15 protein-coding genes are annotated in these 23,791 nt (G+C 40.6%); 10 read left to right on the top strand and 5 right to left on the bottom strand.

What is annotated here, in order from left to right; translation table 11 throughout:
* Positions 1–19 precede the first annotated feature (19 nt).
* The gene (locus TOL9009_RS37545; protein WP_186227455.1) at positions 20–4,429 is read right to left on the bottom strand and encodes a CHAT domain-containing tetratricopeptide repeat protein; all 4,410 of its coding nucleotides are present in this window, start codon (positions 4,427–4,429) and stop codon (positions 20–22) included.
* Between the two features lie 446 nt (positions 4,430–4,875).
* Between TOL9009_RS37545 and TOL9009_RS0102095 the strand changes: the two genes are divergently transcribed.
* From TOL9009_RS0102095 to TOL9009_RS0102080, 4 genes are all read left to right on the top strand, one after another.
* Positions 4,876–5,082, top strand: a complete 207-nt coding sequence (locus TOL9009_RS0102095; protein ID WP_015198127.1) for a hypothetical protein — start codon at positions 4,876–4,878, stop codon at positions 5,080–5,082.
* A gap of 88 nt (positions 5,083–5,170) precedes the next feature.
* Positions 5,171–5,365, top strand: coding sequence for a hypothetical protein (locus tag TOL9009_RS0102090; RefSeq protein WP_029630852.1), 195 nt, complete (start codon positions 5,171–5,173; stop codon positions 5,363–5,365).
* 90 nt (positions 5,366–5,455) lie between these two features.
* Positions 5,456–5,776, top strand: coding sequence for a hypothetical protein (locus TOL9009_RS0102085; RefSeq protein WP_029630851.1), 321 nt, complete (start codon positions 5,456–5,458; stop codon positions 5,774–5,776).
* A 76-nt stretch (positions 5,777–5,852) separates the two neighbouring features.
* Positions 5,853–6,080, top strand: coding sequence for a type II toxin-antitoxin system Phd/YefM family antitoxin (locus tag TOL9009_RS0102080; protein WP_029630849.1), 228 nt, complete (start codon positions 5,853–5,855; stop codon positions 6,078–6,080).
* Between the two features lie 65 nt (positions 6,081–6,145).
* Here TOL9009_RS0102080 and TOL9009_RS0102075 read toward each other — a convergent pair whose 3' ends face one another.
* The 4 genes from TOL9009_RS0102075 to mobV all read right to left on the bottom strand — a co-directional run bounded on the left by TOL9009_RS0102075 (position 6,146) and on the right by mobV (position 12,275).
* Complete coding sequence (locus TOL9009_RS0102075) at positions 6,146–7,057, bottom strand: DUF4351 domain-containing protein (RefSeq protein WP_029630847.1); 912 nt, start codon at positions 7,055–7,057, stop codon at positions 6,146–6,148.
* A 63-nt stretch (positions 7,058–7,120) separates the two neighbouring features.
* Positions 7,121–8,509, bottom strand: a complete 1,389-nt coding sequence (locus TOL9009_RS0102070; RefSeq protein WP_051502747.1) for a DUF1822 family protein — start codon at positions 8,507–8,509, stop codon at positions 7,121–7,123.
* 9 nt (positions 8,510–8,518) lie between these two features.
* Complete coding sequence (locus TOL9009_RS0102065) at positions 8,519–9,925, bottom strand: hypothetical protein (protein WP_029630843.1); 1,407 nt, start codon at positions 9,923–9,925, stop codon at positions 8,519–8,521.
* 574 nt (positions 9,926–10,499) lie between these two features.
* Complete coding sequence (gene mobV, locus TOL9009_RS0102060) at positions 10,500–12,275, bottom strand: MobV family relaxase (RefSeq protein ID WP_029630841.1); 1,776 nt, start codon at positions 12,273–12,275, stop codon at positions 10,500–10,502.
* A gap of 960 nt (positions 12,276–13,235) precedes the next feature.
* On the opposite strand from mobV, the gene TOL9009_RS0102055 reads away from it, so the two are divergent.
* The 6 genes from TOL9009_RS0102055 to TOL9009_RS41890 all read left to right on the top strand — a co-directional run bounded on the left by TOL9009_RS0102055 (position 13,236) and on the right by TOL9009_RS41890 (position 23,423).
* Positions 13,236–14,444 carry a ParM/StbA family protein gene (locus tag TOL9009_RS0102055; protein WP_051502746.1) on the top strand — a complete coding sequence of 403 codons (1,209 nt, stop codon included), beginning with the start codon at positions 13,236–13,238 and terminating at the stop codon, positions 14,442–14,444.
* The gene (locus tag TOL9009_RS0102050) at positions 14,441–14,956 is read left to right on the top strand and encodes a hypothetical protein (protein WP_029630837.1); all 516 of its coding nucleotides are present in this window, start codon (positions 14,441–14,443) and stop codon (positions 14,954–14,956) included. Before TOL9009_RS0102055 ends, TOL9009_RS0102050 begins: the two co-directional genes overlap by 4 nt.
* A 30-nt stretch (positions 14,957–14,986) precedes the next feature.
* Complete coding sequence (locus tag TOL9009_RS0102045) at positions 14,987–16,096, top strand: P-loop NTPase family protein (protein WP_199341399.1); 1,110 nt, start codon at positions 14,987–14,989, stop codon at positions 16,094–16,096.
* Positions 16,097–16,481: 385 nt separating this feature from the next.
* Positions 16,482–17,162, top strand: a complete 681-nt coding sequence (locus TOL9009_RS0102040; protein WP_029630833.1) for a DUF6753 family protein — start codon at positions 16,482–16,484, stop codon at positions 17,160–17,162.
* A gap of 16 nt (positions 17,163–17,178) precedes the next feature.
* Complete coding sequence (locus tag TOL9009_RS41895) at positions 17,179–18,204, top strand: hypothetical protein (protein WP_051502745.1); 1,026 nt, start codon at positions 17,179–17,181, stop codon at positions 18,202–18,204.
* A gap of 425 nt (positions 18,205–18,629) precedes the next feature.
* Positions 18,630–23,423, top strand: coding sequence for an nSTAND1 domain-containing NTPase (locus TOL9009_RS41890; RefSeq protein ID WP_051502744.1), 4,794 nt, complete (start codon positions 18,630–18,632; stop codon positions 23,421–23,423).
* The last annotated feature ends 368 nt before the right edge of the window (positions 23,424–23,791 follow it).

The raw sequence follows: 23,791 nt of genomic DNA, 5'->3' as shown, positions 1-23,791 counted from the left end.
ATCGCATCTCTATTAATTTTTAAAGTCCATTGCCAATTAAAATAAATGGTGCCCAGTAGTAAGGATGTGAATAGCCGCTTTGATACTTTTCATTTCTTGAAGAGGTGCCGGGTGATATATTCACTGTAATACCACGTTGTTCGGAGTTTCTGCTGGAGTTATTCCCGTCTAGTAAGCTCAGTTGCGCTTGACGTAATGCTTCAGATTTCGTCATTTTCCCTGTGGCGAGGTTTTTGTAAAATAGTTGCATTAGTTGAGATGTGCTAGGGTCATCAACTTTCCACAGAGATGCCATAACTGCTTTAGCTTTATCTCTTAAGAAATAAGAACTAATACCTTGAATTTCTACACCATTTTGATCTGAACCACCAAGCGCTGTTTCGCAAGCAGACAACACCACAAGATGAACATCACGTAAATTTTGTAAAAATTGAATTTTTTCGATTGGGTACTCCGCACCTGTTCCCAGAAGAATATAAGATTTTGTAGGGTCTTTAGGTTTGAAAAGAGCGTGGGTGGCAATATGTAAAATGTTTCGTCCCTTGAGGTTATTTTCTAGTGCATCTAGATTAAAATCTTTATCAACCAACTTATCACCAGGGTATATTCCTTTCGTGTCGTTAGGTTTTGATTTGATAATGGAGTCTAACTCTATGAGTACATTTTTTAGAGCAGGAAATATGCCATCCGGTGTTTTAGCTTCTTGTGATAAGCCTAAACCTAAAATCTGTGTTTTGTTCACTTCCGAAGGTAGTGTGTCTTTAAAATTTGTTACACCCACATTCAGAATAGATGTGATGGTGTAATTATCTAGCAAATATTTTTCCCCATCAAAAAGCGCCCCCATTGGAATATAATTAATAGCAAGGTCTGGCACAAACACTAAATGTTTGATTTTATTTGCTTTCAGTTCTGCCTCTACAGGTTGAATGAGACAATCATATAGTTTCTTACCTGTTGCTTTTACCTGTTTGATATCACTAGATGAATTTTGTAATAATTTGCGAAAATCAGTAACATCTTTGGTTAGTTCACTTTCACCCATTTTGCAAACTTTACTACCAAAAACGCCACCTTTTGATGCCCAAAGTATTCGGATTTTATCCTTAAGTACTAAGGGATAAATTAAGACTGTATCTGTTTGCTCATCTACTATTTTTGAAGCCCCAGCAATTAAATCAGAAGTACGGTCATATACCTTATCAATACCGGATTTATCAACTTCAGAATTTTGAATATTTTTTACTAGTTGATTGAATTCCTCCGTTAGTTGCCTATACTGATTTTTTAAGCTACTTAATTGAGAACATTTATTTTTGCATTCAGCTAGTTGCTTGCCAAATGCGATTAAAGTTCCATGCTTATTAATAATTTGCTTTTCTGCACTACTTAATTCTACATCTGTGACTTTTGCAGTACTTCTCGTTTGACGGGTAAAATCATTGATATTTTGAAGTGCCAAAAGTTCAAGTATTTGTTGTGCTTCCGCGTTTCGTCCTTGAGAGGATAATAAATCTGCTAGTTGACGATAAATATCAGAGGTTTTGACTTTACCAAAATCAACGGTTGCTTGTAAGAATGAAGCTTGTAATTCTGGCGTTAATAATTTAATACCACTCCGCACTTCTTCAATACGATTGATAGCTTCTTTGTAATAACTAATGGCAAGTTTAGGTTGATTTAAATCAGCATAAGCACGACCTAAACCAGCATAAATTCCCGAATTAGCACCTACAGCTTTCCCTTTAACTTTAATTGCTAATGCTTGATTATATGTTTGGATAGCTTCTTGCTTTTTACCAAACTTACGCTGCAAATCTCCTATAAATGTGAGTACATACTTTTCAAAGCCAGGATTTTTTGACTTTCTAGCAAGTTCTAAACTAGCTTGGGCTGCTGCCATTGCTTTTGGCTCGTTATTTAGCTCACCATAGCCCAGACCAAGTACAATATTTCCTATAATTTCTACTGTAATTTCTTTGGTTTTGGGTAAAATAGCTAAACCTCGATTCGCATATTCAATGATTTTTTGTGGTTGGTCTTTACCGAAATAGCTATAGGCAATAATGAATAAACTTATACCCTCCCTTTGAGGATTTTTTATTTTCTGAGATAGGGTAAGTGATTGTTGTAAATATTCAGTGCTTTGTTGTTCATCTCCTAAAGTTTTATAGAATAGCCCAATTTCTATAAGACTTGACCATTCAGAGTATGGGTCAATATTTTGTTTAGCAACTGACAATGCCTCCTGAAATAATTCCAGAGTTTTCTTATAATTGCCTTGCTTAGTATAAATCTGCCTTTGAATATCTAAAGCATCTATTTTAATCCTAAAGTTTTTAGTTTTTTCAGCTATCAGGAAAACCTGCTGTGAATACTCCAAAGCTTGCTGATAGTCTCCCTTTCCTATGGAAGCTGCACTAAGTTTTTTTAATGCTTCTACCTCCAATTCAATATTATTAATTTCCTTGGCAATTTTTAAAGATTGCTGGGTAAGTTCAATTGCTCTTTGGAATTCTTGGTTATTCTGATATACATCACCTAATGCAATCAATGCGCTAGCCTCAAACTCAGGTTTTTTTAAAGTTTTTGCAAAGTTTAAACGTTGTTGAGCATATTCAAAAGCTTTATCATATTTCCCTATATTCGTGTAGACTAAACTCAAAAAACCCAAAGCAGACAGCTTTTGATAATAAGCATGAGATTGAGAATACTTCGGTAGTTTTTGGATATCAATTTCATTCGATTTGCTTAAAGCTTGTTGTGAAAACTGAATACTTTTATCAAAATCTCCCAAAACACCATAGGTAGTGGCAAGGCTTAATAAAGCCTGTGCTTCAAAAGTTGGATCTTTGAGTTGTTTAGCAATTTCTAATTCTCTCTGACCTAATTCAATAACCTTGCTAATATCTCCTTGGTCTTTATAAACATCGGGGAGAAAAGATAAAGCATATTTCTCAGCATCTAAATTTTCAGACTGTCTAGCAATATTCAAACCTTGTTGAATAAATTTTTCTGCTTTTTCTAATTCCCTTAATTGAAGATGATAATTACCTATGAGTGAGTAGGATTGACTTTGGATTTGTAATATTTCTTTTTCTGCTGTGGAATTATTTAGTTCTCTTGCAAGTTTTAAAGTATCTGGAACTAATTTGAGAGCTTCATTAGCTTGAATTATTACAGGAGAATAATCTTTTTTAAGCGTGAGATCACTAGCACTTCCAAAATAGATGCTCATGATTTGCATGAGAATTTCTAATTGTGCAGAGCGATTATTTGGTGTTTCTCTTTGGAGAGCTAATGCTTGCTGAGAAAATTCAATTGCTTTATCATATTTTTTCTGTAAACTGTAAATCAGTCCAATCCCGGTAAGAGCTTGAAATTCTAATACTTTATTCTTTATTTCCCTAGCGCTTATTAATGACTTTTGTAAATTTTCTATTGCCAAGTCATATTTACCTTGCTGAATATAGGAAACTCCAATAAGCGCAAGTATTCTGGCTTCTTGTTCGGTATTTTTGTTTGCTAATGGTAAAGCCTGTTGATAAAACTCTAAAGTCTTCTCATATTTCTCTTGTTTTGTATAACTATCTCCTAAAGATATAAGAATCCTAGATTCAAGAGATTTATCTTTTACCTGACGAGCTATAGGTAAAGCTTGTTGATAAGCTTCAATAGCTCGATCATATTTTTGTTGATTAAAATAAGTATTTCCTATATTATTAAAAATACTAGCTTCAAAATCACGTATTCCTGCTTCTTGAATGAGCGGTAATGATTGTTGTAAAAATTTCAATGCATTGTCATATTCTTTTTTATTCAAATAAATCAATCCTATCTGCTGTAAACTCCTACCTTCCCAAGCGCGATTTCCGATTTCACGATTCACAGCTAAAGCTTTATTATACCAATCTAAAGCATTGGGATAATTATCTATATTGCTGTAAGCTCCTGCTATCCTAAATAGAGTCAATCCCTCTTGGTATTTATCCCCTAATTCTTTATGCATCGCCAGTGCTTGTTGTAAAAGTTTCAAGCCTTTATCTTGTTGTTTCAAGAAAGTATAAGTTAAACCCATTCGACTGAGAGTAACAGCTTCTCCTGCTTTATCTTTAACCTCACGACGAATTTCTAAAGCTTGCTGTAAAGTTTTTAAGGCTTCCTCATCTTTATCTAAAGCAAGGTAAGCCCCACCGATGTTATCTAGGGTTTCTCCCTCTCCAGCGCGGTCTTTAATTTCTCTACGAATCGTCAATGCTTGCTGTAAAACTTCTAATGCTTTTTCCGGTTGAACCAAGTTGTAAACTTGTCCTATATTATTGAGGGTTTGCCCAATACCTGCCTTATCCCCCAATTGCTGCCTAATCTCCAACACCCGTTGATAAGTCTGCAATGCTTTGGGATATTCCCCACGACGAAACTGCTGCACACCCTCTTGAAACAACTTATCAGCTTCCGCTTTCCCATCTGAACTTGCCGCAGTTTGTGCCAAAGTATGCTTGACTACCACATCATTTGCTGCCAAACCAACACCACAAGTCAGTGAAAACACTAAAGTAGCTAAAGCAAAACTCTTCAAATGGTTAGACATTGGTTACTCCTCTTTTATCCCTACAGTCAATCGCTTGTTCAATCTCTTGTATTTCTGAGGGCAAACCAGGTTATGCCAAAATTGATGCAAAACTCAAAAATAAACCTCAGCATAGTTACGATACCTTGAGGCGACATACTGTACAAACACTGACAGCTATGTGCAATGTAAAGATATTGTGAAGAAAAGCCAAAAAAGTTTCTGGTATTCCCTGCATCACAACATGAATGCCCTTTGCTATTCTATAGATGTAAACCACTTTTGTGATTTATTGGTTGACACTTATGGCAGGAAGAAAGAAACTAGACCGCACAAATCTCCACGCACGAGTCGCCCAAGGGACAGGAGATAAGCTAAAAGAAATCGCCCAAAATTTAGGCTATGTCTATGATGACGAAGGCTCTACCGGACAACTATTGGATGCGATCGCCAATGGAGAGATTATCTTAATCCTCAGCAATAAATCATCTGTAATATCTAAAAATAGTTAAATTTAGTCATTAAAACTGGTGTAAAAGAAAATTAAAATAAATTTGGGGACAATTGTGTCCCCATTTACCGAATTAAGGAGGTGATTTATTGAATCAAAATGGTAACGGTCATCGAGGTTTTTGGAATCCAGTTAAAATCTTTATCCGCACTCTTCTGAGACTTTGGGAGAAGGAAGATAAAGTATCTGGTGAAAGATACCTCGTAGACTCAGAAGTCGTTAATAGCGACCTGGATGATGTGGCTGATGAACCACAACAACGGTCACAAAATGACGACAACTAGTTAACTAGTAAAAATGATAGCCCCTAACCTAACCTGGGGGCTATCTTCCTTAATAATCTTACACTTGTTATTAAATATCGGCGATTAAGTATGTCAGACTCCAGTACAACAATTGTACGTCCGGTTTACTATCGAATTATTCAACGTCGCGGTAATGGTTGGGCTTTTAAGGAGGGTGAACCATTTATAAACCTGTTTAATGCACCTTTACTTTCCCAAGAAGATATATTTGCCGCTTTTGATACTTCGATGAAAAAAGTTGCGATCGCCCTTTTCCGAATTAACGGAGGGAAGCAGGGTTACTACATTGCAAATATATTGGATAAACAATACTACTATTGCGGTACTCAGTGGGAAGATGTGAAAATCAAACTCAAGGAATTGGGGATTGGTAGAGATGACCCAATTTAGAATAAAGGTTAGAGAATGAAGGTAGATTCGGAAATCAGAATATATTCAAGATATTGGGTTTCAATGGAGACTATCAATGCACCAAATTAATTTACAAGAAGCAGAAACTCGATTAGCAGAACTAATTGAAGAAGTAGCATCTGGAGAGGAAGTTATCATCACACGCAGTGACGGTTCAGCTTTTAAGATTGTACCAATTACTGCTAGCGCACCGCGTCCAAAATTTGGTAGTGCCAAAGGATTAGTAAAAATTGCCGATGATTTTGACGAACCACTACCAGACTTTGAGGATTATGCACCATGAGATTGTTGCTTGATACCCATGCATTTCTGTGGTTTATCGAAGGGAATCTCCGCTTCCACTCTCAACTAAGCAAGACTCTCAAACCAAGCTTCTAAATCCCCAATATCAGAGAAATCTAACAGCGCTTCACCCAAATTTTCTAACTCAGGGGTTGACAAATTCTCAATTCTACCCTTTAGCTGTGAACTGATTTCCCCAAAACGACGGTTAATTTGCCGCATTAGCAATTTTAACTCTCCCTGCTTTTCTCCTTGTTCGAGTCCTTGTCGCATCCAACTAGTAACAATTTGCATAACTTCCTCCTGCTCTCTTGCTTCAATGTTAGCAAGTTGTTCTTGAAACACGACTTCTTCTTGGGAGTTCAATTCGAGATAGGTATCAATAAAACCAGAAATTAACTGTACTTGTGCGGGGTTGAGTTGAAGAGTTGTTAACAATTGTAATGATGTCAGTTTAACTTGGGGACGTTCGCTTGTACTCATCCGCATTTTTGCCATTAAAGCGCTAGCGACAGGATTTCGCTGATTCACAAAATCTTGCCAATGCAGTTGATTTAGCTGGATAACATCATAATTAAACTCTAATATTACTTTCTTTGCTAACTGAATACGGTAGGAATTTGGTTCAAGTGTTTTGGGGCTATCGTGGGAATAAATAACAATCGGGTAAATGGGAAGCGCGTATTTTTCGTGCAAACGAGCAAAATAGGTAAACATCCGTTGATTAAACCCAGTTTGGGAATAGGACTGGTGTTCAGTGTGAATGATAAATAAAGTATCTTGGCTTTTAAATGACACTTGCACAAGAACATCAAGAATTTTCCTTTCCCCCTCAGTCACATCGGTAATTACTTCCAAAGGTAAAAACCGTACTGAGTCACGCTCCCACTCAGCACTAATATCAGGGAAAAATAACTCGATAAACTCCGGGAAAAAGTTAGATAGGAGTTCTTTAAACAGGCGATCGTGGTCTATCATCTCAGCATCTTATCGAATTTCCTCAGCCAAAGTATAGACCTAGCAAAAAATTATCAACCTTCCCTACCTCCCCAAATCAAACGCAAACGGTGGTAAAGTCACCTCAACTCCATCCATCAAACTCACACTCACCAGAAACTTCTCATCCCAATTACCCACCACACGGGTAAAGATGTAAGAATCTTCACTTTCCACATTTAATCCCAACTCATCTAAAATACCCGTTTGGTCGCTGACCCTAAGTTTAATATTAGAAGGTAAACTACTTAAAGCAGGTGCGCCTAAAATTAATAATAAACTCCACTCCGGATGCTGAGATTCTGCTACCAAATGCCAAGTTACCGCATACATCCGCAGAGGAATCCCAGCTAATAATATATCCTGATACGCACCCCTTGCTTGTATGGGAATTTCCAAACCTCTCTGTCGTAGTTGAGTAACAATTACCTCAAATTCTTCCTCTGGACTACGTATTGGACGCATTGCGGAAGAAAAAGCAAAACTTGGTAACAACACCCAAGAAAGTCCCTGTGCTAAATCATCCAACTCATCCCACAACCAACGTCCAGCATTGAGAGCAGGTTGCGTAATTAATTTAATTAAATCTTGTAGAGAGGCAAAATTACCCGAAGATTCTGGCTTTGCGCTACCCATCTCTACATTCTCTGTCTCTCTATTTTGTTTCTGTAAGGTGTAAAGCCAATTCAGCAACTCCGGATTAGTAAAAACAACAGAAGCTTGTTCCCAAGTTAAAACTTCAGATAATTCCCGTCTCGGTGATTGTAACTGAGGTAATAATTCAACCAATTGATTTTGTATATTTGCTAAAATCGCATTGCGATTTGTAGGAATTGCAGGTAAAGATATTGCTGATGGTTCCAAACACCGCAAATATAGCAATAAACGGTCTGGATTATCATCAAAACTGGATATTGGTAGTTGATAATTCCAATCCGACTGTAAAGACGTTATCTGTAAACTCTCTTGCAATTCCTGATAGGACAAAAAAGCATAAACATTTGCTGCTTCTTGTTCTTCCAACACCTCCACTAAAACATAAAAGTGGGGAATAAACTCTGGTAAATCGACAACGACTCTCGGTAAACTTACCATTTCATCACTCAGACTACCAGTAGTAATTAAACAAACTTTAAATTCCCCAACTTGTAAATTAGCAACGCTGTTAATAAAATTTACCAAAGCTGGCTGTAAAATCGTACATTTTTCTCGATTAATAGTTACCGATTCTGCTCTTGATTCTAACCATTGCTCAAAAGCCAATAAACCTAAAGAATTAAGATAGGCTTGCCATTGCTTGGATTCATCAAGGATTTGATTGCTAATTTCTGCGGCTTGGTCAATATCATCAGGTGAGATAATAACTGCTGAAGTTGATAAAGCATCAAAATCAAGGTAAGACATGGGAAGAATATTACTTAATAAAATTTTCATAAATTAATTTTAATTTGTTTTTCTAGTTTGGAGATATTCACATAAACGTTCGGCGAAAATATCGGCTTTTAAATGACTTTTAATCGTTCGAGATTGAGTTTCGGAATTTTCGATCATCTGGCTAATTTCTTCAAAAAGTACAACTGTCAATTTCTCATCTAGGTTTTTCAAAGCTTGTATATCAGCATATACTTTGGCTTTTTCTTTCACAGAATCCTTTAAAATCACCAACATTTCCTGTTGCACATCAGTCCGAAGTTCTTTTAATTTTAATAACTTCGTTACTGCATCTTGCGCTCTCATACCCAGAAATTCAGCAATTTCCTTCATGGCTAATTTTTGACATTGAGATAGTTCGAGAGCAGTCAAAAACATCTGTACTTTATCGCTCCTTTTACGTTCTAATTGTCTGATTCTCGATTCTGTAACTTTAGCTAAAGCTTGCTGCAAGCCAATCTGAAATTGATGGCGATAAAACTGCAAAAATTCTGCTTGTTCGTCGTTTTGTTCTAAAATGTTATTAGTATCCGGTGCAGGAATTTGCTCTATTAAAGCATTATAATTGTCTCCATGCACAGCGTCTAGAGAATTGGCTGGCAAAGAACCACCCCGAACATGAATTCGGTATTCACGCAATTGAGTAGCCAATTTTTTCAGCATTTTTCTCACAGTTACATCGTCAACTAAACGACCAGTATCAGTTTTGACAAGTTGGGCAATATCTTGTAATTGTTGCGTAGTAGGTTCAGTACATTTACTCCTAACTTTTCTTCTAATTTGTTGCAGTCTTTGAAGGCGATAAACAACATGGTAACTTTGTAAAAGACATTGGGCTTCTTGAATTGCTGAATCACTAAAAGAGTGAAATTCCTTGAAAATACGCTCTAATTGTTTAGGTTGAGTATCATTTAAAATTGCCCAATCGCTAATTAAATAAACACCGCACTCCAACAGAAATCTATTCAATTCAGAATGTTGTTTTACCTTCATCATCGCCCAAGTAGCCAGACTACTTTGCTGTGAATCGAAACTCTGGAGTATTTGCCGAGAGAAACATTCATAAGAACCTGCTGGGGATAATTTACCATCATCATCCAGGACATAAGGGAACAAATCGCTGCAACTAAAATTATGGTTTTTACCAAATTTACTTTGTAATTGCATACACCCTTGCTCTAAAATCCAAGACAGAAAGCAAAGCAAACAACGTTCCGCCAGCAAAGCAGTTTCAAAAGAACTATGGCGATACAAATGTAGCAATTGACGCTGGATGTCCCCATCTGGTACATCTTCATCTGGTGTCAACCGATCAAACACTTGGGCGTAAAACAACTTAGCAGCAGGTATTTCTTGAATTTTCCGGTTCCCTCCCGCATCAATTCTCACCAATGTCCAATATCTTGAAGCATCGCCCATAAGTATTTTTATTTATTGGTTATTGTTAATTTTCACATTGCCAATGCTCCTCAACGCAAGTGCAGCCATTTTTCGAGATTTCATACTGAGTACCTGATTTCACAATTATCCTGACCCTTCACCTTTTAGTATTTCTGAGAAAATTGACCTTATGCAATTTTGCTTTTCGCTAGTCTCTGATTTTTCTCAAAAAAGGCATCAGCACCACAGAGTGGGCAATTTGTTGTCTAACAAACTCGTAGAAAATGGGAAATACTGATTGTTCTCCAGCTGACATCTCTACAATGTCGTCGGAATGCATGGCATCAACAGGTTAGCAAATGCCGGGTGAGGTATAATTTTACTCTAATAACGTCCTCCCAAACTGTAAGCACAAATGGACTGTGCGCTTTGCTAAGAAAGACTAAAATATGGTCAACCTAGAAGCTGAAAATCGCAAACAATTAATAACTCTCCTAAAAGATTTACCAGAACTGGCTACAGAGCGATCGCTCATACTAAAATTTAGACACTAGCATTTATCGTCAAAGCTAATAGGGGCGATTCTGAGCATTTCCCCACAATGGCAGTTCAATTACACCTCGGTCAGTGGTTGCTGCTGTCGCCTAATTGTATTCAAGTAGAGACGCTTATGCAATTGCTCATTCCAATCCCTGGCTTTTGGTTTGAGCCTGGTGGTTTGTCGCAAAAGCTGCTTGATAAGTCTTGCCGTTTCGTTTCCTTTCTCGTCATTATCGTAAGCAGCAACCACCGTTGGTATCTTTCTCAAAAACTCCACTGGCACGCTTCGAGTGCTATCAACTGCAAGGTACAGGGTTTTATGGCATTGCGGCTGTTCTAGCACAGATGCAGACAAAGCATCTATGGGGGATTTGGTTAACACCGCTCTTTGAATCGGATCGTCACTCTTTCCACCGCTTCGCACGTAGAACCAACCAGCGTTCCGCTTAGTGCCTTTCTCTAAACCCATGAAGGTGTTATCCTTACCCATTGTTCCTCTCAAGAAAGCTCCCGTCACATCCCCATCCAGAGAGCGCATGATGAACACCGCATTTTGTTTAGAGTCAGCGTAAATTAATCCGCGTTTGTGCAAAGTCTGCACTAAATTTTCAGGAAGTTTGCATTCCCTCGTTAGGTAGTGTTGCACTGCCTGCCACCCTTTCTCATCTGGCACTGGGGGCGTAAATTTTGGAACTGGCTCTACAATCGCTAAATGCTTGGCTTGATTGAGTGTATGAAGAGTTACAGCGCTTATCATCCCCGATTCTCCAAAGCGATCGCGTAGCCATACCACAGCTTGTCGGAAGCTACAGTCCTCAACGTGCATCACCAAGTCAATTGCACTACCACCGCGTTGCTCACCTTCTAAGTCGTAAAACTTGGAGTCGGTAATGCTGATAATGTTACCGTGACCCTCCCAGTTATGCTTATTTTTGTAGTCTGGATCTAGTCCCAAGTTGTAAGCAACATCTTCTAGGGGCAAGTCTCGCAGCACTTGTAATTCTTCCTTGTACTTAAAAACTTCTGCTTCTAATTCCAGTATGCGCTGCTCCAGCTTCTGCCTTTGGAGTTCAGATGCTCTCGCTTTTTGCTCCATGTCGTGATAACGTTGTAGTGCCGCAGCGCGATCTGAGAGTTGGTGGTTAATGATGTCGAGTGATGGTTGCAAAGTTTCCTTGACACGTTCTCGGTAAGCGATTGCGTTCTGGGTTTGTGTGGCAATCGGTAGAGTTTGTTCTAAGTCCAAGTTGAGGGATTGGCGATTAACTCTGGCGTAATATTCTTTGACCTCGGTATGTTTGGCAGTACTACCTTTAATGCCCCGTTCTATGCCCAATGGGGCAACAGCAGCTGCAAAACTGTCTTGAAGTTCAGATAGCCTTTTCCGGGTTCCACCAAATAGCGCCCGACAGTTGAGTTTGCCTCGTTCGTCCAGTGGCACCAGGTAGGCGTGAATGTGGGGAGTAACTTCATCTAAGTGTAACTCACAGCGAACAACGCGATCGCCCCAAGATTGTTTGAGCCATTTTGTCGTAAAGAAAGCAAAGTCGTCTAAACGCTTTTGGTTATAAGTTCCAGCGATGGATGGATCATCAGGGCGGAAGTATTCAGCACTAGCACTCAAGACAAATTCAACACCCAGTACAGCATTGGAGCGAATCTTCTGATTGCCAATTTTCGCTTTGAATATCGTCGCCAAATCTGGATCTGACTTCTCTCCAATTAGGCGTATGTTATGTACGTCTGGATCTGCATTGGGCGTATCCCGCTCCCTGGTGGTGTGTAGTTCACTAGAAGTCAGAGTTCCCCAATCCTTTATTTTCTGGATGCGACAAACCGTGTAAGCCATGAAATATGCTTAAGGCAATTCTTTCTATATCCAAGATGCTCGCTTATACTCCTGCAATGGCTCTATCTACGGTTAAATTTTGCGCTTGGTTTTGAGGTGGTTGGAAAGACGTATTAAGGAACGTGGATTTAATAAAGTGCAATACGAGAGGGAAGGTTACGGCTCTCTTTAAGGAACCCTAAACCAAGGGCGATCTGCGAAGCCCCTGTCTGCGACACGCTTGTGAGCGTTTCCACTCTTTTGCTATGCCGTAGGCTTTACGCGATGGCTTCTCTTCTCTACGAGAGGCTGCGCCAACGAGACGCTACGCGAACGCCCACCGTAGGCATCGCACTTTATTTTATTTACGTTTCTTTCGTTGCCTGATAATAAAATCGTTGAGCGTTAACGCTCCTAGCGCTTCCTTGTAAGTGCTGGTTTTGCACGAAGCGAACGAAACAATTTTAGCGGTAGCGATGCCCGTGAGGGCAAAAATTGTGGAGTGAGTCCACAAGCATACTTGTAAGTACCCAGAATCAGTATTGAAATAGAGCTACCAAGAGGCGCGTTTGCTCTTTTGGCGGTCTTAAATATAAGTTTATAGTACACTCTTCAGACATTAATGATGCATTAGTCGTGCGTAGGTAGAACGCAGATTGCGTAAAAATGCGGTGAAAATCAAGGGCTAAAAGCCAATTGTCGCAGATATTTTCAGGTCAATTGTTATTGACGCTCTATATACGCTTTATACAGGCAGTAGTCAGGAGCAATAGTTGAGGTGTATACGTACAGTAATAGAACTACCGACGCACTTGCAAAGCTGTTTTTTGTGAAATTTGCCGCAGGTAGTAAATAAATTTATACATTATGTTCACCGTAGAGAACCTCTAACTTTATTGTGAGGTGATTGAGTTTGTAGAGGAATTATCATCACAGAAATAGGTTGTAACGGTTGTAGGAATGCGATGAGGGATGTGATTAATGAGCCTTGACTTTACCAACATGAACAAAAACGACGATGAAGAAAATGCGAGGGATACGATGAGGGATGTGATAATGAGCCTTGACCCAGGCGAGAGTTTAACTAAAGTACTTTATCAGGTTGTCGGGGAACATAAGAGTAATTTATTAGCAATGCACCCGGAAGTAATAGTAGTTGCCAAGAGTTCTATTGAAAATTACATATCTGCGCGGTTGGGAAATCCCCGTCCTGAAGCAGAAGCTTATGGCACGTTGTCAGATGGCAAATGTTTTATAGTGGGAAATTTAGCACGGGAGTTCTTAGCGACTTCGAGTATGAAAGAACTCAAGTATGAACGTGCAGTATATAAGGTATTGGCGGCAATCGGAGTAGTGGCAGAAAAGAGCGATTTACCGAATCGGTTTGGTGTTGCTTTGGCTGTGTTATTGCCCTGGAATGAATATCCAGACCGCGAACGGTTTGAAAAATTGTTGTATGTTAGTTTAAAGAATTACACTTTTAGAGGTTTAAAGCTTCGAGTAAAGCTAGAACATTTTGAGTGCAAGCCAGAGGGTTCGGGACTAGCGATGGCAAGAATCGGGGAGAAGGGACTTGATTGGTTCAGGTCGCGACCAATTGTCACCCTAATGTTTGGACATCGGAATACAAGTGCGCTGGTATTTGACTCCGGCAAGCTCAGTCAGATACATAGCGGTACGACAGAGCTAGGTTTTCACGTATTGGTGGACTCTGTGATGCGACGCACTTCAGGGCAGAATACCGACAAGCTCACCAAAGCAATCTTTAGTTTGGGGAATGCTGCAAATGCTTTCGAGAGTCCGGTTCTCAGGAATTTAGTACGTGCCACTTCTGCCGAACAGCGAGAAGCTGAGATAACGCAGATAGCAAACGCCATTGCAGCTGCTCGTGAAGAATACTGGGTGCGGCTATGCGTTTGGTTATCCTCGCTGACTGTTTTTAGAGAATTAAATTGTGCAGATGCAATTATTGCGGGGGGAGGAGCGCATTACTTCAAGCGGGAGTTACAGAGTTGGTGTGACGAACGCATAGTTAGAACGTACTGGGGGGATGAATTAATGCAGCAAATGATGACAACGTTGTTTCGTGACCAAGATGGTGTTTCGGCTTTGGCATTTCGATTGGTAGATGGCTTCGGGTTATTTAAACATCTTCTCCAACTTTCAAAAGAAGCAGGGGTAGGAGTATGAGCAAACAGACTGCAAAGCGGCTGTCGTTCACTTTGAGGTACGACGTTTACGCAGATACGTTAGAGGCTGTCGTCCTGCGGTATTTGAGGGATAAGTCGGTGCGGGAATTTAAGACAGGGGTGATTGACACTTTAAGAATGTGTTGGCTGGCGATCGCGTTGAAAGAACTTCATGAATTGCCACCCGACCAATTAAAGCAATCTGCGTTGAATGCCATTGATTCGTTGGAGAAGCATATTGCTTACATCAGAGCAACGTTTAGTTTGGAGAGCGCAACGGGTAATGGTTTGGGTGGAGCGATCGCATCACCCACCAAAATGATGGTGGTTCATCCCTCTTTCTACGGAAGTGGGGAATCGACGAATGCTTATGGGGAATCGCACTTTTCGCCGTATAAGTCTGCAAAAAACAGTGCTGTAACTCCGGATGTAGATACCAATAACACTTCTACGGCTGCTGAAGATGCCCAAAAAGTGGTGTTGTACGGCGACATTGAAGAAATCTTTGAGTAAACCGCAACGTGCATAAAAGGAATAAAAAACATGGGACGTGCAAAAAAGACTGAAACATTGCTTGAAGAAACTAAAAACCCAGAAACTCCGCAAGAAGAAATTAAAAATCCAGAAACTCCGCAAGAAGAAATTAAAAACCCAGAAACACTGCAAAAAGAAACTAATTTCCCAGAAAAACCGGGGAAAGTGGAAGACAATTCCCAAAGGGCAGGTTTTACAGATGCCTCTACAGATGGGAAGGATACAGCCCGAACCAGCGATCGAGAGAATCAGGAGCCAGAATCCCAGAATGGACACAGTGTTATTCCTACATTAAGGATGCTTCCCGTTTCCATTACCGATCGCTTGCCAGAATCCCAGAATGGACACAGTGGTATTCCTACTTCGGAGTTGGATACCGACAACGTTGGTGGTAATCATGTCCCCAACCAACAGCCCAAAACTCCAACTAAAATTCACCTTATCGATGGGGAGAAGGGGGGGGTTGGTAAGTCGTTGTTTGCCAGAACTTTGATGCAGTATGCTATCGACAAGCAAATGAAGCTAACGCTGGTAGATGCCGATCGCACAAATGCCGATGTGAGTGAAGTATACTCGGATGGAGCCAAAACTGCCTCATTTAGTGAAAATGAGAAAAAATCTTATGATGCCGACCAGATTTTTAATTTGGCATTAACTCAATCGGTGGTTGTGAATCTGCCCGCACAGGTTTATCTCCTCGTCAACGAATGGATTTCACGCAACAGTGTTCTTGAAGTCGGTGTTCAATATGACATCCGCTTGGTTAAATGGTTCGTTTGTACTGGAGCATACGACAGTGTGAAGTTATTCATTGAGTCACTCGACAAGTTTAAGGATACTATTACTCATGTTTTGGTGAAGAACTACGCAATGTGTGATGAGTGGGAGCGGGTATTAGAAAAGCCAGAATTAAAAAGTGCGATCGCTAAGTATAAAGTCCAGGAAGTTGTCTTTCCTAAACTGTCGTTTCGAGAGCGGGATATCCTTTTAGAAGAAAAGCTGACGTTTGCTGCTGCAAAAAATTACACCCAGAAATTGGGGGTATTGGGAACTCAGCGGGTGCATTCATTCTTGAAACAGGCACATGGCGAGTTGGACAAAGTGGGGCTATTACCATGATGAAGAACAGCAAAAAATGAACACCAAGGCGTTGCAGCAGTGCGTGTTGACAAGGTGTTGTGCAGTTCTTAGAGGGAACCATAAAAATAAATCTCACTTTCGTCACATCTAGATCCGCACTTGCCTACGAATAATTTACAGCGATTTTCACCTAAATGAACCACATTATTTTTAGCAAATCGCAAAGGCAAGGCAGCGCGTTGCGGGGGTTCCCCCCGTTGTAGCGACTGCCGCGTAAAGGAAGAAATAAAGGAAGAAAAGTGTGGTCTAAATACATGAAAATTGCTGTAAAAACACGAAAGTGAGATTTATTTACGCTTATGTGCCTTAGAAAGCCAAATGTAGCTTTTTCACTTGTTGTGTTGGTCAACTATAAATAAGTTTTATGGAGCAAAGCGAAAAGTCAGTTTCTAAGAGTCGATTAGATGCTGCACTTGAGGGCTACGGCGATGAATTTAAGGGCAAAGTCTTGGACATTGTTCATAAAACTGGGTTACAACCTGATGACCCCTTATTCCTCGTCCTAGCTGCAACGGGCAGGTTGGAAGTGTTGCTAGAAGATGGTCCGGATACTTTAGAGCAGCTATTTAAGAATTGGAGTCGAGAACTTGCTCGTAACCTCGAGCTAGTCGAGTCAGCAACCGTAGAGCGTCAGAAGTTAGCGATCGCCAAAGCAGCTGGGGAATTAATTCGTAAAGCTCAGATTTCCGAAGGGCAAAGATTGCTTACTTCCCTAGTTCCTGCTGCTGGCTTACTTTTAGCGATACTGGGTGTCGGGTTCATCATGGGCATGAGCATTCCTCCCTGGTTGGCTGGTGGGTTCGATCCAACTGGACCACGTCACCTGACTTTAAGCCAAGCCGAAACATTGCGTTGGGCTGAGTCGGGGGAAGGGAAGTTTGCCCGTAATCTCATGCAATGGAATCGGGGGTATTTGGATAATAAATCGTGTGTTAAAGATGTGCAAAGGTTGAAAGTAGTGTTAAATTTGGACGGTCGGCAGGCTAAGTCGGGATTTTGTTTGGTGTGGGTAGTGCCTGCCGATAAGCGCGAGTTTGAGAAGTAAGAAACGTACTTGCGTCATGAGCTATCCCGTTGTCCTCTACCCAAAGCTGCTGGTTGACTTCATAGCAGATAATCCAATACCGCCAACTGTGGAACCAGGGGTAGGCGTGGTCAACGTGCGTTCGGGTAGCGTGCGCGTAGCGCAATCGCTACCCCTGGAAACTTCCAAAAAAATGATGGATGCTCGCACTGTTGAGCATCAAAATTCTTGGTTTTTCTATCCCTGTATTGTAATGGGATATGCCAGTTTGATGGTGTTAAACATTCTGGGGGTTTTTGGAGATTGGGGGTGGATGGTGTTAGGAGGTGGGGCAATTGGGAGTGGGTTCAAGCTTTATCAACTTTTGAAGGCAGATATAAATCGCTTTTTCTCAAATTCTTCAACTAAGAAGAGTGTTAGTGAACATCCAACTCACATCAAAGGTGAAAAATTATCTGTTCCCCAAGTCGTGAATCGTGAGGACTTAAAGCAAAGGCAGTTCCTACAACAACGACTAAAAAAGCTCAAACTCACTCTCCACAATCGAGTGAGAAAACCAGACGGTGTGAGTGATGCACCGATTGGCGCATCTGAGGCTGTATTTAAACAAGTTCTGGAGCGGCATTTTCCGGGGCGGGTACAAACTCAACTGAGGTTTCCGATAGACGGGACAGAATATTCTTATAGCATCGACTTTGCAATTTTATTTGATGAAATTGGGCTTGCTATTGATTGTGAAATTGACGAACCTTACGCTTATAATTCAAGAAAGCCGACTCACTGTGTAGACCAGCCCCAAGATTCTCAACGCAATTCTTTCTTTTTGGAGGGCAATTGGATGGTGATTCGGTTTGCGGAAGAACAGGTGGTGCGGTATCCAGAGTCTTGCTGTAAGCAGATTGCCACTGCCCTCGCATTGATTATAGGGGCAGAGCGGTATCAAAAGAACTTTCAGGATGTGCGTGCTGTCCCCCGAATGCAGCAATGGACGAAGCGGCAGGCGTCAAAGATGGCAAAGTCAAAATACCGTGAGCGGTATCTCGCAATTAATGGTTTTACTTAAAACGGAGTTATACCGGATTTCGGACACTGTTGGCGAATTCATGTAAACTGCAAATTCTGGTGTAGCGGCTACGATATTTTAAGGGTTTGAGCATAGCGATCGCAATTCGCCAACGGTGTCCGTATCTCCACAGGCATCCATGCGGCAAAGCCAAAACACAGCTTGACCCTAGGTAAAATTTTCTTGCTTCGTTTTATGGTTGGATCGAGGCTCTTTGCTTTAGTATAGGCGCTCGGTAAATGGCATATCAAGCGCTTTTGAATGAACAAACGGGTAAAGCCACAAAACAGCTGCATAAATCAATTTTGGTTTTACCTATATATTATGTAGAGAAGTAAAAGCTACGTTTAGACTCAAGTTTTTTCTACGATTATATTTTATTAACTTTGTCTAAGTAGGGCTTGCTGAAAATGAGGAGGTCTGGAATGACGTGGGATAACAACAGAACCAACTTTGAGCGCAATCTAGCAGTCGTCATCGGTATTGATCGCTATGACAGCAGAGGAATTCACGACTTGCAAACAGCTGTCAGTGATGCAAATGCCATTGCAAACTTGCTGCGAGATGAATATGGTTACAAAGACGAGTACATTGTCCGTCTGTTCTCCCCTAAAAATGACGAAGCGACGCTGAAGACGCTAAACCAGCCGTATCGTCCAGCTACACTTGAAGAACTCCGGATATTACTCACTGAAACCCTCCCAAATCAACTTAAACCAACTTCGGCAGACCGTTTGCTCTTTTACTTTGCAGGTCATGGAATTCCTCGCAACAGTCAGGATGGTCCCGCAGGCTATCTGGTTCCTCAGACGGCTGAACAGGGGAAGCCTGATTCTTTCTTGCCGATGCGCGAACTGCATGACGCACTGAGCAAGCTGGAGTGCCACCACCTGCTGATCATTTTGGACTGTTGCTTTGCAGGTACATTTCGCTGGGCAAGCAGCCGAAAATTAATGCCAATTCTACAGACAGTTCACAAGGAACACTACGATCGCTTCATCCGCTATCCGGCTTGGCAAGTTCTCACCTCTGCTGCTCACGATCAACAGGCATTGGATCTTTCTATAGACCAGCGTGGCAGTGTAAAGGAAGATAGCCTAAACGAAGATAGCCTAAACGAAGATAAAAAACACTCTCCTTTTGCGCTAGCGCTGATTGAAGGACTACGGGATAATAAAGCAGATATCATTCAAGATCAAGTCATTACTGCCCACGAACTTTATCTTTATATGGATGGGCGGGTTAACGAGTTATCTTGCGAACAGCAAACGCCTGGAATCTATCCTATGCGGTTGGAGTATGACAAGGGGGAATACATTTTCACCCGACCAGGCTTCAAGCGGGATGATTTAACACAAGCACCACCGCTTAATGAAGACAACAATCCCTATCGCGGACTCAAACCTTTTGAAGAAAAGCATTCACGCTTCTTCTTTGGGAGAAAGACCCTGGTTGAAGCGCTATCGCATCGCCTTGCCAATTCTCACCGTCCTCTCACTGTTGTTTTAGGTGCATCGGGTTCTGGCAAGTCAAGTCTGGTACAAGCTGGACTGCTGCCTTACCTCCGGGAAAAGCAGAAAAAAGAGCAGCCAGCGCAACGTTGGTACATCCTCGATCCCATGCGCCCCGGCAAATCTCCCTTTAGAGAGTTAGCTAGATCCTTTCTACCCGTTGCCAATAACAATCTGATTGCTCAATTGGATCAAGTCATTTTCTTGGATAAAACATTTGCTGAAATTCTTGATCCCAATAGCAAACAACAGCAAAAAGCTGCCAGTCCAAACCTAACTCGATCTGATATTCGAGAAGGAGGCTTAGGCGATAAAGCTTTTGATGTATATAAACTGGCAGAGTGTTGGAATAATGGTACCTCTGAAGCTAAATTGCTATTAATAGTAGACTATTTCAATCTGTTACAAAGCTTTTGTTACCAGCCCCAAGAGCAAGCACAACTCTCTAGCCTTCATAGTGAAATTAACAATATTCTTAATCAACTTACTCAAGAGCTTCAGAAAGAAGAGCCTCAATACTTCACTAATGTGATGGCAAGATGGAGTCAAGAGAATGCAAATACTAAGCTCTTGCTCGTCATTGACCAATTTGAAGAACTTATTACCATGAGCCAGGACAAGCGCGGGAGTGGAGAACAGAGTGATTCGCAGGAGCAGAATGAGCACAAGGAGCGGCAATGGTTTTTATCCCGGTTGAGGATAACCTTAGTCAAATATCCTCAGCAATTGCACATTGTGCTGACGTTACGTTCTGATTTTGAGCCTCGGTTCCTCAACTCAAAATTGAAGAATTACTGGAAGAGTGCTCGGTTTCCGGTACGGGCAATGAACTCAGATGAGTTGCGGGATGCAATTGAGGGACCGGCTCTGAAGCAGGCATTGTACTTTGAGCCACCGGAGTTAGTGGGCAAGTTGATTGATGAAGTGGGACAGATGCCGGGAGGATTGGCATTGCTCTCGTTTACGTTGAGCGAACTTTACATCAAATTGTACGAGCGTTGGACGAAGGATAATGCAACTGATCGCGCTTTGCGAATCGAAGACTATAAGGAACTCGGCGAAGTTGCAGGAGCGCTGACTAGTCGGGCAAAAGAAGAGTATGACAACCTTGTTAAAAAGTTTGGCAAAGCATCAGGTAAGGCATATCAAGCCACAATGCGACGGGTGATGCTGCGGATGGTGTCGATTGAAGGGGGAGGAGTTGCACGGCGACAGGTGCTGGCATCTGAGTTAGAGTATTCAGATCCAGAAGAAAACAAGCGTGTGGAGTATGTAATCGAGCAGCTTGTCAACGTTCGCCTATTGGTGAAAGGACATGAAGATAAAGCGCAATATGTGGAACCAGCCCATGATTTATTAATCCAAGGATGGGGTTTATTACAGGAATGGATCAAGGATGAACAAGAAAATTTAGTGCTTCAAAACCGTCTGACTGCACCTATCCTTGATTGGAGCAGCCAAAGCGATCCTATTAAACGCACTCACTATCTTTGGAAACAAGACCCTCGTATTGAATTGTTAGAAAAAAATGCTAAATCTGAAAATAGTTGGCTAAACAAATTAGAGTTAGACTTTCTTAACGCTTGTGTGCAGTACCGCGATCAGGAGGCAAGCAAAAGATTAGAACAACAGATTAAGTCTAACACTGAAACATCCCAAAAGCTCTTTAATGCAAACGATAGGCTCGATGCAATAGTTAAGATGATTGAAACCGGAAAACTTTTGCAGAAAGGTCCGAAAATTTCTGAGTATGAACACCTCACATTTATAATTATATTTAACCACTTATTGAGTGAATTAGGAGAGTTTAATAGCATTAATATTAGAGATGAAGTAAAAAACTTTAGTTGTAATCAAGAAAACCAAGTTATTGCTACTTTATCTGGTCGAGCTTATGACAAAATTAGCTTCTGGAATTGGTCTGGAATGCCAATAGATTTTAAAGAAGGTAAAGATAAGTTTTACGATTTAGCTTTTAGCCCAGATGGGAAAACTATTGTTACTGGCGGAAATGATGGAATAATTAAGTTCTATCGAAAAGAGGATAACGGCTGGCATTGTTTTTATAAAACTCAAGGTGATACAAAAAAACATAGCGGTGTAGTTAGTTGTGTAAACTTTAGCCCTGATGGAAATGTCTTGGTTTCTGTTGGGTCTGATAGAAAGATAAATTTTTGGGAACGGGAAGGTAAATTTATCAGGACGTTTATCACCCATGACCATAATGTTGGAAATGTAGCTTTTAGCCCAAAAGGTCAACTGATAGCTTTTGTGAGTCAGGACAGAAAAACCGGAAGGGGTTCTATTAAGATTTTGGAATATCAAGTTTACGAAGATAGAGAGAATGAAGCTGTTTTAAGTCAAGGTAATAGTCTCTTTGAATTTGAAGAATTTTATGCAGAACACGAAGGCGAAATTTCTGCAATTGACTTTAGCCCTGATGGCAAAACTTTAGTTTCAGCCGGTAAGGATGGGAAACTTTGCATCTGGCTCATCAATAGAGATTGCAGCAAAATTAGGAACAATGGGTTTACAGATGAAGAGGCAAGTATAAGCTCTGTTGCTTTCAGTCCTGATGGAAAGATAGTGGCATCATCTCATACCAATGGCATTATCAATCTTTGGGATACTTCAATCACCGAAGTTAGTCATCGGTTGCAAAAATTATATAAGTTAGCAGGGCATAAAGATGGGATCAATAGGATTAGCTTCGCATTAGATGGCTCCCAATTGCTTTCTAGCAGCAATGACGGAACAGTTAAGTTTTGGTCTTTTAAAGACAGATTTGCAGGACAGACGAGGGCTGAAGTTAAGAAAGTTAGTTTTAGCGCGGATAATCAAATTGTCACTACGGTAGATAGGAAGGGAAATTTAAAGTTTTGGAGTTCTACCGGAGAACTACTGAAAATATCTATTGATAATACAAGCGACATTTGTGATGTTCAATTAACCAGAGATAATGAAATTGTTGTGGTAGAGGCAAGAGATCGAGAGGTTGAAGTCAAGCTGTATAGCTTAGATGGGATGATCCAGGCTCGTTCCATTATCAAGCATGAACAGATAATTAACAGCCTTAATTTTAGTCCTAAAGAAGATATCTTTGTCACAACCAGTAAAGATAATACTATAAGTCTTTGGCGGATAAATAGAGATCTAGATAATTTGAATGTAAAGTTATGGAAAACATTGACTGGGCATCACGAGGAAATTACAGCAATTACTTTTAGTGAGGATGGTAAGTTTTTTGCTTCAGGTAGTGATGACGGCACAATAAAACTTTGGAATTTCGATGTTAATCAAGCATATTACACAATCCCTGATGTTGGAAGTAGTATTGTCCATAATGATTTAATTGAGCGTTGGTGTAAAGAGACTACAGATAAGATTTATGCTTTAAAATTTTGCTATGAAGATAAAATCATAGTTTCCATCAACCAAGCTGGTGATATAGAGATATGGAGCATCGATGGAACTTCTCAGAAGCGCATTGAAGCATTGAATAAACAAGCATTGGATATAGAGATTGAGGCTGCCGCTTTTAGTTCCAATGGAAAAGAAATTGCTATAGCAACTCGTATAAATGATAGTTACTATAGCTATAGAAGAATACAAACTTACAACTTAAGTCTTGAGAATCTGGTAGAAACTGCTTGTATCCGTATTCAGGATTACATACAGCAAAATGATATAAAATTTGAGGATGAGTAGAGCGTATCACTTAGATACAGCACTTTGCATCTAAATGGAGTAGACCCCTCCCCAACCCTCCCCATGAATCCGGGAGGGTGCTTGATGTGCGCGGGTGGGGTATCTCTGTACTTCACCAACTTGCAATCTGCTGTAAGTATACTATAAATCAATCTATCTCTATACATTTGATAGAGACAAACATATGGATAATGTTGGTAAGAAATGGTTCCCAAAAAACTACGAGAAAGTCTGCCCTTGATCGAACAAATCGCCTCAGATGAAGTTTTAGAAACAGCTTATCAATGGCTGTGTGAAAAACGCGTCCATTATCATTTTAATGGGGATGTGTGGCAGGTGCGGCGATGGTGGCTGGAGAAGAAACCTCT

Origin of the sequence: [Scytonema hofmanni] UTEX 2349, from assembly GCF_000582685.1 — a bacterium.
GTDB lineage: Bacteria > Cyanobacteriota > Cyanobacteriia > Cyanobacteriales > Nostocaceae > Hassallia > Hassallia hofmanni.
Note: the sequence above shows the minus strand (reverse complement) of the source record. Positions and strands in the feature narration are given on the sequence as shown.